This window comes from Limnoglobus sp. (assembly GCF_059499385.1).
Map to the genome: position 1 here is coordinate 1 of NZ_JCABYM010000012.1, position 8,353 is coordinate 8,353.

Annotated in this window: 7 protein-coding genes; 6 read left to right on the top strand and 1 reads right to left on the bottom strand. The window is 69.5% G+C overall.

All coding sequences use genetic code 11. The features are described from left to right. Positions 1-908, bottom strand: a 908-nt coding sequence (fdhD, locus tag AC5JJ2_RS02025; RefSeq protein WP_495856287.1) for a formate dehydrogenase accessory sulfurtransferase FdhD, incomplete at its 3' end; no start/stop codon positions are given. Between the two features lie 195 nt (positions 909-1,103). Between fdhD and AC5JJ2_RS02030 the strand changes: the two genes are divergently transcribed. From AC5JJ2_RS02030 to AC5JJ2_RS02055, 6 genes are all read left to right on the top strand, one after another. Beyond that, the gene (locus AC5JJ2_RS02030) at positions 1,104-3,794 is read left to right on the top strand and encodes a tetratricopeptide repeat protein (RefSeq protein WP_495856288.1); all 2,691 of its coding nucleotides are present in this window, start codon (positions 1,104-1,106) and stop codon (positions 3,792-3,794) included. A gap of 19 nt (positions 3,795-3,813) precedes the next feature. Further along, positions 3,814-4,776, top strand: a complete 963-nt coding sequence (locus AC5JJ2_RS02035; RefSeq protein WP_495856289.1) for a bifunctional heptose 7-phosphate kinase/heptose 1-phosphate adenyltransferase — start codon at positions 3,814-3,816, stop codon at positions 4,774-4,776. A gap of 106 nt (positions 4,777-4,882) precedes the next feature. Then, positions 4,883-6,451 (top strand): hypothetical protein, encoded by a 1,569-nt coding sequence (locus AC5JJ2_RS02040; RefSeq protein ID WP_495856290.1) that lies wholly within the window; start codon positions 4,883-4,885, stop codon positions 6,449-6,451. 187 nt (positions 6,452-6,638) lie between these two features. Next, positions 6,639-7,004, top strand: coding sequence for a DUF3467 domain-containing protein (locus tag AC5JJ2_RS02045; RefSeq protein WP_495856291.1), 366 nt, complete (start codon positions 6,639-6,641; stop codon positions 7,002-7,004). A gap of 12 nt (positions 7,005-7,016) precedes the next feature. After that, the gene (locus AC5JJ2_RS02050) at positions 7,017-7,379 is read left to right on the top strand and encodes a cupin domain-containing protein (protein ID WP_495856292.1); all 363 of its coding nucleotides are present in this window, start codon (positions 7,017-7,019) and stop codon (positions 7,377-7,379) included. Positions 7,380-7,472: 93 nt separating this feature from the next. Next, entirely contained in the window at positions 7,473-8,273 is an 801-nt protein-coding gene (locus AC5JJ2_RS02055) for an alpha/beta fold hydrolase (RefSeq protein ID WP_495856293.1), read from the top strand. Positions 8,274-8,353: the final 80 nt, after the last annotated feature.

Sequence of the window (8,353 nt, forward strand, 5' to 3'; positions counted from 1 at the left end):
GCAGAGGGCGCGGAGAAAACCAAGAAGAGTTCAAAGACAACTCCGCAAAATCTCTTCGTGGTTTTCTCCACGCCCTCTGCGCCCTCCGCGGTGAAAATAATTCTTTCTTCCCCCGCGTACACGTTGAACCGCCCGTCGCGGACGAAGCCCAAGAGCGTCATCCCGACCCGCTCCGCGAGCTGCACCGCGAGGCTCGACGGCGCGCCGACGGCCGCGAAGATCGGCACGCCGGCCACGGCAGCCTTTTGCACCAGCTCGAAGCTCGCCCGCGCAGTGGCGAAGAGGATGCGGTCCCGCAGCGGCCACCGCCCGGCCAGGAACTCGCGGCCGATCAGCTTGTCCGCCGCGTTGTGCCGGCCCACGTCCTCGCGCAGAGAGAGCAGTTCGCCGTGCGAATCGAAGAGGCCGACGGCGTGCAGCCCGCCGGTGACGGCGAACGTCGGCTGCGCCGCGTGCAGTTTCGCCGACAGCCCGTGAATCACCCCGGCGGCCACGACCGGGCCGGGCGGCACGGGGTCCACGTCCGCCTCGATCGCGTCGAGCGTCGCCTTGCCGCACACGCCGCAACTGGACGCGACCACCCCGCGGCGGGCCAGCCGGTCCAGGTCCACCCGCACGCCCGGCCGAAGGTCCACGCGGATCGCGTTCACGTCCGCCGGCCCGACGGCGAGGATGTCGGCCGCGGTCGTCAGCAATCCTTCGGTGACGAGGTAGCCGACGGCGAGTTCGTCGTCGTGCCCCGGCGTCCGCATGGTGACGGCCACGGCCGTTCGCTCGCGGTTGTTCGCCGGCCCGTGCCCGAGGCGGATTTCGAGCGGCTCCTCGACCGCGAGTTGGTCTTCCTTCGCCGCGGCGGTCGAACCCTCGACGGCGACGACCGACGCGGCGAAGACGGGGAGGGAGGACATGGCGGTAGTTTATCCGCGGGGGTCATGGTAGTAGGCACACTCCGTGTGCCGTCTGCTGTCGGCCGCGGAGACTCGGAGGAACTCGCCGACCCGCCCAGGAGACGGCACACGGAGTGTGCCTACTACTTTGTGCCCCGTTGCACCGCCCGCCGTCCGCCGGTAACGTGAAGGGGCACACCCCTGCCAGGACGCACCATGCGATACACGATCGCTTCCCTCGCCCTCCTCGTCGCCGCCGTCGGCTCGATCCCACAAGAGAAGAAGGCCGCCCCGAAAGGCCCGCTCGCCGAGGCCCGGACGCGGCTCAACAAGGGGAACTACGCCGAGGCCCGCGCCGAGTACGCCAAGCACCTCGCGGACGAGAAGCTCGGCCCGGCCGCGGCCGTCGGGATCGCGCACGCGTGGCAGGCCGAGGGGGAGTACGCGAAGGCCGTCGAGGCCGTCGAGGCCGCGCTCAAGAAGCACGACAAGAATGCGGACCTGCTCGCCGCCCGCGGCGACCTGCTGTTCGAGGCCGGCAAGTGGGACGCGGCCGCGGCCGACGCGGATGCCGCGATCAAGTTGAAAGACGACCACTTCCTCGCCCGGTGGGTGAAGGCGAAGCTCGCCCGCGACAAGGGGGACGTGGACACCGCCGACCAGCAGATGCGGTGGTTCGTCCGGGCGTACAACGCGGCCAGCAACGCCGACAAGGACATCACCGACCCGGACCTGTTGCTCCTCGTCGGCCTCGCCGGGACGGAGAACGCCCGGTGGAACAACCTCACCAACCAGTTCCGGTTCATCCTCCGCGACGTGTACGGCGACATCCTGAACAAGTACGAATCCGACAACTGGCGGGCCGAGCTGTACGCCGGGCGGATGCTGCTGGAGAAGTACAACCGGCCGCAGGCGGTCGAGGCGTTCGACAACGCGCTGAAGATCAACCCGGCCGCCGCGGAGGCCATCGTCGGCAAGGGCGAGGCGGCGCTCCAGAAGTACGAGCTGAAGGAAGCCGAGCAGTTCGCCGACGAGGCGCTGAAGCACAACCCGAAGCTGCGGGAAGCCCTGCGGCTGAAGGCCGACATCCTGTTCATGGGCGGCGACTACGCGGGGGCGGAGAAGAACCTGCTCGCGGCGCGGGCCGTCAACCCGCGGGACGCCGTCACTCTCGGCAAGCTCGCCGGGTGCTACCTCCTTCAGAAGAAGACCGGCGAGTTCGACACGATCCTGAAGGCGGCCGAGGAGTACGACGCGAAGCCGAGCGGCTTCTACCACGAACTCGCCGAGTACCTGGAGGACCGCAAGCTCTACACGCAGGCCGAGGGGTACTTCAAGAAGGCGACGGAGCTGCGGGTGAAGTCCGCCCCGCCGCGGGTCAGCCTCGGCCTGCTCTACATGCGGCTCGGCAAGGAGGCGGAAGGCAAGGCGATCCTCGACACGGCGTTCAAGGCCGACCCGTTCAACGTCCGCGTCGCGAACATGCGGAAGGTGATCGACCACCTGGCGAAGTACACCGTCATCCAGACGCCGCACTACGAGCTGAAGTTCGACAAGGACACCGACCGCGTGCTGGCGGCGTTCGTCGCCGAGTACCTGGAGGAGACGCACGCGGACCTGAAGAAGCAGTTCGGGTACGAGCCGCCGGGCCGGATTCCAATTGAAGTATTCAACCGGCACGACATGTTCAGCGGCCGCACCGTCGGGCTGCCGGACCTGCACACGATCGGCGCGTGTACCGGCCGGGTCGTCGCGATGGCGTCGCCGACGGCCCAGGGGCTGCGGAAGCCGTTCAACTGGGGCCGGGTGATGCGGCACGAGCTGACGCACATCTTCAACCTGGCGCAGACCGACTTCCAGTGCCCGCACTGGCTGACGGAAGGGCTGGCCGTGCAGAACGAGAAGATGGACCGGCCGCTCGACTGGGTGTCCACCCTCCGCGACCGGGCGGACGAGGGGACGCTGTTCAACCTGGACACGGTGATGATGGGGTTCGCGAAGCCGAAGGACCAGTCCGAGTGGGGGCTGGCGTACTGCCAGAGCCAGCTCTACGTCGAGTACCTGGTGAAGGCGCACGGGCAGGCGGCGGTCGGCAAGATGCTGAACGCCTACCGCGACGGGCTGGACACGGCCGCGGCGCTGAAGGCGGCGTGCGGCGTCGAGAAGGCGGCGTTCGAGAAGGGCTACCGCGAGCACGTCGAGCAGGTGCTCAAGCCGTACCGCGGGGCCGCGAAGAAGGCGAAGAAGCCGGACGAGAAGCCGCTGACGTTCGAGGAGCTGACGGCCGAGCAGAAGAAGAACCCGGACGACGCCGACCTGACCGCCCGGCTGGCCGAGCAGCTGCTCCGGCGGAACAAGGCGAACGAGGCCCGCAAGCTGATCGACGGCGTGCTGGCGAAGCAGAAGGGCCACCCGCTCGCGAGCCTGCTCAAGGCGCGGTTGCTCGTGCGGGCTGGGGACGAGGACGGGGCGAAGGAGGTTCTCGAAGTGGCGCTGAAGGAGGCCCCGGACGACCCGCGGCTGTTAAGCCTCGTCGGCCGATTTCACCTGGACGCGGAGCAGTACGACAAGGCGGCGGAGTTGTTCGAGAAGGGCCGCAAGCTCGCCCCGCTGGACGGCGACTGGGCCGAGCAGTTGGTCCGCCTCTACACGGCGACGAAGGACAACGAGAAGCTGATGGCCGTGCTGAAGGAGGTCGTCTCCCGCGACCCGGACGAGTTGGCCGGCCGGATCAAGCTGGCGAAGGCGGCGCTGGAGGCGAAGAAGTACGCCGACGCGGAGGCGTACGCCCGCGACGCGATTCAGATCGACGTGAACAACGAGGACGCGCGGAACGCGCTGACCGACGCGCTGACGGCCCAGGGCAAGGACGACGCGGTGGCGAAGCTGAAGAAGAAGTTCGAGTGACCGCGACTACACTATCGCCATGCTCACGACCGCCCTGATCGACCGCGTCCTCGCCACGGTCCCGCACCGGACCGTCGGCCTCGTCGGCGACCTGTTCCTCGACCGGTACCTGGACATCGACCCGGCCCGCGACGAGCCGTCCGTCGAGACCGGCCTCACCGCGTACCAGGTCACCCGCGTCCGCTCCTACCCCGGCGCGCTGGGCACGGTCCTGAACAATCTCGTCGCCCTCGGCGTCGGCACGCTCGCCCCGATCGCGGTCATCGGCGACGACGGCGAAGGGTACGAACTCCGCCAGTGCCTCGCGAAACTGCCGGGCGTGTCCGACCGCGGCCTCGTCGTCAGCCCGGACCGCCACACGCCGACGTACACGAAGCCGATGTACGGCGAGAAGGAACTGAACCGGCTCGACATCAAGAACCGCACGCCGACGCCGCGGGAGCTGGAAGACCGCGTGCTGGCGCTGCTCGACGGGCTGCTGCCGACGTTCGACGCGCTCTTGATCCTCGACCAGGTCAGCGAGCCGAACTGCGGCGTCGTCACCGACCGCGTTCGTCAACGGCTCGCCGAGATCGGGAAGGAACGCCCGAACTTCTTCATGCTCGCCGACAGCCGGGAGCGGATCGCCAAGTTCGAGAACGTGTGCGTGAAGCCGAACCGGTCCGAGTTCGAGCGGGCCGGGAGGCCGATGCGGTTCGGCCGCCACGCGTTCTGCACGGACGGCGAGAACGGCATCCAACTCGTCGCCCCGGACGGCACGCGGACGGCCGTGCCGGCGTACCCGGTGGCCGGCCCGATCGACATTTGCGGGGCGGGCGACAGTTGCAGCGCCGGCATCGCGTGCGCGATGGTGTCCGGTGCGACCCATGAAGAAGCCGCGGCGTTCGGCAACCTGATCGCCTCGATCACGATCCAGCAGATCGGCACGACCGGCACGGCGTCGCCGCAGCAGGTCCGCGACCGGTGGCGGGAGGTGAGCTGACTTCCGAAGTCGAAGCCGGACTTCGGAAGTCAGGCCGCACTCGGGTTGCCGCACGCCGCACGAAAACCGTAACCTACTGGGGCCTGTTTTCCTCACGAGGTTACGGATGACCCCGGACACGACGACCCGCTTGCCCTTGGATGTCCTCTCGCCCGCGTTGTCGCCCGCCGAGATCGTAACCGCCCCCGCGAAACCCGCCCGCCCCCGCCGGCCCGTCGGCACACTCGTCACCGTCGTCGTCCTCGTCGGGATGGCGTTCCGCGTCGGCGTGTACCTGCGGAACCCGTCGTTCTGGATCGACGAGGCGATGCTCGCCGTCAACGTCGTCCACCGCTCGCCGGCGCAGCTGCTCGAACCGCTCGACCTGAACCAGGGCGCGCCGATCGGCTTCCTTCTCCTGTCGAAGGCCGCGCTAGTGCTGCTCGGCAACTCCGAGTACGCATTGCGGGCCGTGCCGCTGGCCGCGGCGCTCGCCGGGTTCGCGATGTTCGTGGCGCTCGCGTACCGGCTGCTGCCGCTGGTCGCGGCGCGGCTGGCGGTCGTGCTGTTCGCGTTCTCGCCGTACCTCGTCGGGTACGCGGCCGAGTTCAAGCAGTACGAACTCGACGCCGCCATTGCGGTCGGGCTGGTGCTGCTCGGCCGGCCGGTGTGGGAGGGAACGGCCGCCCGCCGTGACCGGGTGTTGCTTGCCGCGGCCGGGGCCGTCGCCGTCTGGTTCTCGCACCCGGCCGTGTTCGTCCTCGGCGGCGTCGGCTCCGCGATGCTGCTGGACGCCGTCGTGAAGAAGGACCGGACGCTCGGCCTGCGGAACGCCGCCGTCGTCGCCGCGTGGGTCGTCAGCTTCGCCGCGTGCTACCTGTTCTTCCTGCGGAGGCTCGGCACGAACGCGTACCTGATCGACTACTGGGCCGGGACGTTCCTGCCGCTGCCGCCGGTGCGGCCGGGCGACCTCGCGTGGCTGGTCAACCACTTCTTCCTGCTGTTCGACAAGCCCGGCGGGTTCGACGGCGAGACCGGGACCGGCGGGTTCGCGGCCGTCTGTTGCCTGATCGGGGCGGTCGCGATGGCGCGGTCGAACTGGCGGCTGCTCGTGGCGCTGGGGATGCCGTTCGCGTTCGCGCTGGCGGCGTCCGGGCTGCGGAAGTACCCGTTCGCCGGGCGGCTGATGCTGTTCGCCGTGCCGCTGATGATCGTGCTGGTGGCGCACGGGGCGGTGACCATCGCGGACCGGCTGCGGGACCTCGGCTCGTTCGCGTGGTGGGCGGTGGTGGTGGCGGTCTGCCTCGGCTCGTTCGACGAGTGCAACACGCTGCGGAAGCGGCCGCTGCACGCCGAGGACGCGCGGGAGGCGGTCGCGGAACTGGCGGCCGGCTGGCGGCCGGGCGACCGGGTGTACGTCTACTACGGGGCGGTCCCGGCGTTCCGGCATTACGCCCCGCCGATCCCGGCGGCCGCCGTGACGTTCGGCGGCGAGCACCGTGGCGACGATCAGTGGGCGTACCGCGACGAGTTGTCGGCGCTGCGGGGCCACCCGCGGGTGTGGGTGCTGTTCGCGCACCGGCAGCGGCACGAGGAGGCCGCGGTGCGGGCGTACCTCGACGCCTTCGGAACCGGCGACGTGGTCTCGCGGCGGAGCGACGCCGTGCTGCTGCGGTACGACCTGTCGAACCGGTGACCCCACTTTCCCCCTCTCCCCCGCAAAGCCGGGGGAGAGGCGACTAGAGAAGAGCCTCACGGCTCCGTCTCGGCCATTCCCCCGCGTCCGGTTCCGGCATAGACTGTGAAAACCGCGATCCCGTCCTGAGCCGTCCGCGGCCCGGCCGCGACCGACCGTAACCCATACCTTTCCGTGGAGTCCGTCCATGTCCGACAGCGCGAAGTCGCCCGAAATCCCGCTCACCCCCGCCGCCGGGGCGGCGGCCCAACAGGGCGGCGCGATTCAAATCCCGGTCGATGCGTCGAAGATGCAGTCGGTGTACGCGAACTTCTTCCGCCTCAGCCTGAGCAGCTCGATGGAGGAAGTGCTCATCGACATCGGCCTGCACACCGGGATCATGCAGTCGCAGAACGTCGCGGAGCCGCTCCAGTTCACGCACCGGCTGGTGCTCAACCCGTTCGTGGCGAAGCGGCTGATGGACTCCCTGCGGCAGATCATCATGCGGCACGAGCAGCTGTTCGGCGTGCTGGAAGTGGACGCCCAGAAGCGGCTGCGGCAGCGGCCGCAGTAAGCGGAGGCCCCCATGCCCTTCATCGACCTCGCCGCGGTCCCGCAGTTCGAGTTGCTGCCGGGGGTCCGCATCCGCACGCCGTTCGGCCGACACATCATGCTCTCGTACCTGGAGATCGCCGAGGGCGCGGTCGTGCCGACGCACCAGCACCCGCACGAGCAAGCCGGGATGTTGCTGCAAGGGAAGATGGAGCTGACCATCGGCGACGAGACGCGGACGGTCGAGCCGGGGGCGATGTTCATCATCCCGCCGAACACGCCGCACCGGGCCGTCGCCGTCGGCGGGCCGTGCCTGGCGTTGGACATCTTCAGCCCGCCGCGGGAGGACTACGCGGCCCTCCAAAACCAGTACATCCCGGCGACCGAGACGGGCTGAACTCATGTAGAACCCTGAGCGGAAGCGACGGGGTGTGGTGTCGGCCTCCACACCCCGTCGCTTCCGCTCAGGGTTCCACTTCGGAAACTGCCCATGCTCTCCGAAACCTACATCCCCGAACTGCGGCTGAACGTGGCCCGCGGCCCGGCGAACGGCCCGCCGCTCGTGCTGCTGCACGGCGTCCTGCGGAACCACCGCGACTTCGCCCCGCTGCTGCCGTGGCTGCTCGTTCACTTTGAAGTCATCGCCCCGGACTTCCGCGGGCACGGCGGGTCGGACCCGGCCGACTCGTACCTCGTCACCGACTACGTCGAGGACGCGGCGAAGCTGCTCCGATGGCTGGACCGCCCGGCGTTCGTGTTCGGCCACTCGCTCGGCGGCATGGTCGCGGCCGCCGTCGCGGCCCAGGAGCCACGGGTCCGCGGCATCGTCCTCGAAGACCCGCCGTTCCACACGATGGGCGACCGCATCCGCACGACGCCGCTGCACAACTACTTCAAGGAAGTGGCCGAAGTCGCGAACCGCGGCGGGCATTTGGAAGAACTCACGGCCGGACTCGCGGCGACGCGGTTCGGCGACGGCCGCCGGCTGGCCGACGTGCGGGACGCGGTGGCGATCAAGTTCGCGGGGGCGTGCCTCAGTCGGGTCGATCCGGCCGTGTTGACGCCGATCGTCCGCGGCGAGTGGCTGACCGGGTACGAGATGCCGCGCGTCGGCTGCGAGACGCTCATCCTGCAAGGCGACCCGGTCGCGGGCGGGATGCTGACCGACGCGGACGCGGCGGGCTTCGAGGGCGCGGTCGTGCTGAAGTTCGCCGGCGCGGGACACCTCCTGCACTGGACGCGGACGCAGGACGTGGCGAACCACACGCTGGCGTTCCTCGCGGCCTTGTAGGGTGGGCCGAGTCTTCGAGGCCCACCGGCTTTGTTCCCTCCCCCCTTGGGGGGGAGGGTTAGGGAGGGGGGTGAGCTTCC

Bases quoted from the DNA above. Each gene is read 5' to 3' on its own strand.
- AC5JJ2_RS02030 (WP_495856288.1), top strand. From the start codon at position 1,104: ATGCGATACACGATCGCTTCCCTCGCCCTCCTCGTCGCCGCCGTCGGC.
- AC5JJ2_RS02035 (WP_495856289.1), top strand. From the start codon at position 3,814: ATGCTCACGACCGCCCTGATCGACCGCGTCCTCGCCACGGTCCCGCAC.
- AC5JJ2_RS02040 (WP_495856290.1), top strand. From the start codon at position 4,883: ATGACCCCGGACACGACGACCCGCTTGCCCTTGGATGTCCTCTCGCCC.
- AC5JJ2_RS02045 (WP_495856291.1), top strand. From the start codon at position 6,639: ATGTCCGACAGCGCGAAGTCGCCCGAAATCCCGCTCACCCCCGCCGCC.
- AC5JJ2_RS02050 (WP_495856292.1), top strand. From the start codon at position 7,017: ATGCCCTTCATCGACCTCGCCGCGGTCCCGCAGTTCGAGTTGCTGCCG.
- AC5JJ2_RS02055 (WP_495856293.1), top strand. From the start codon at position 7,473: ATGCTCTCCGAAACCTACATCCCCGAACTGCGGCTGAACGTGGCCCGC.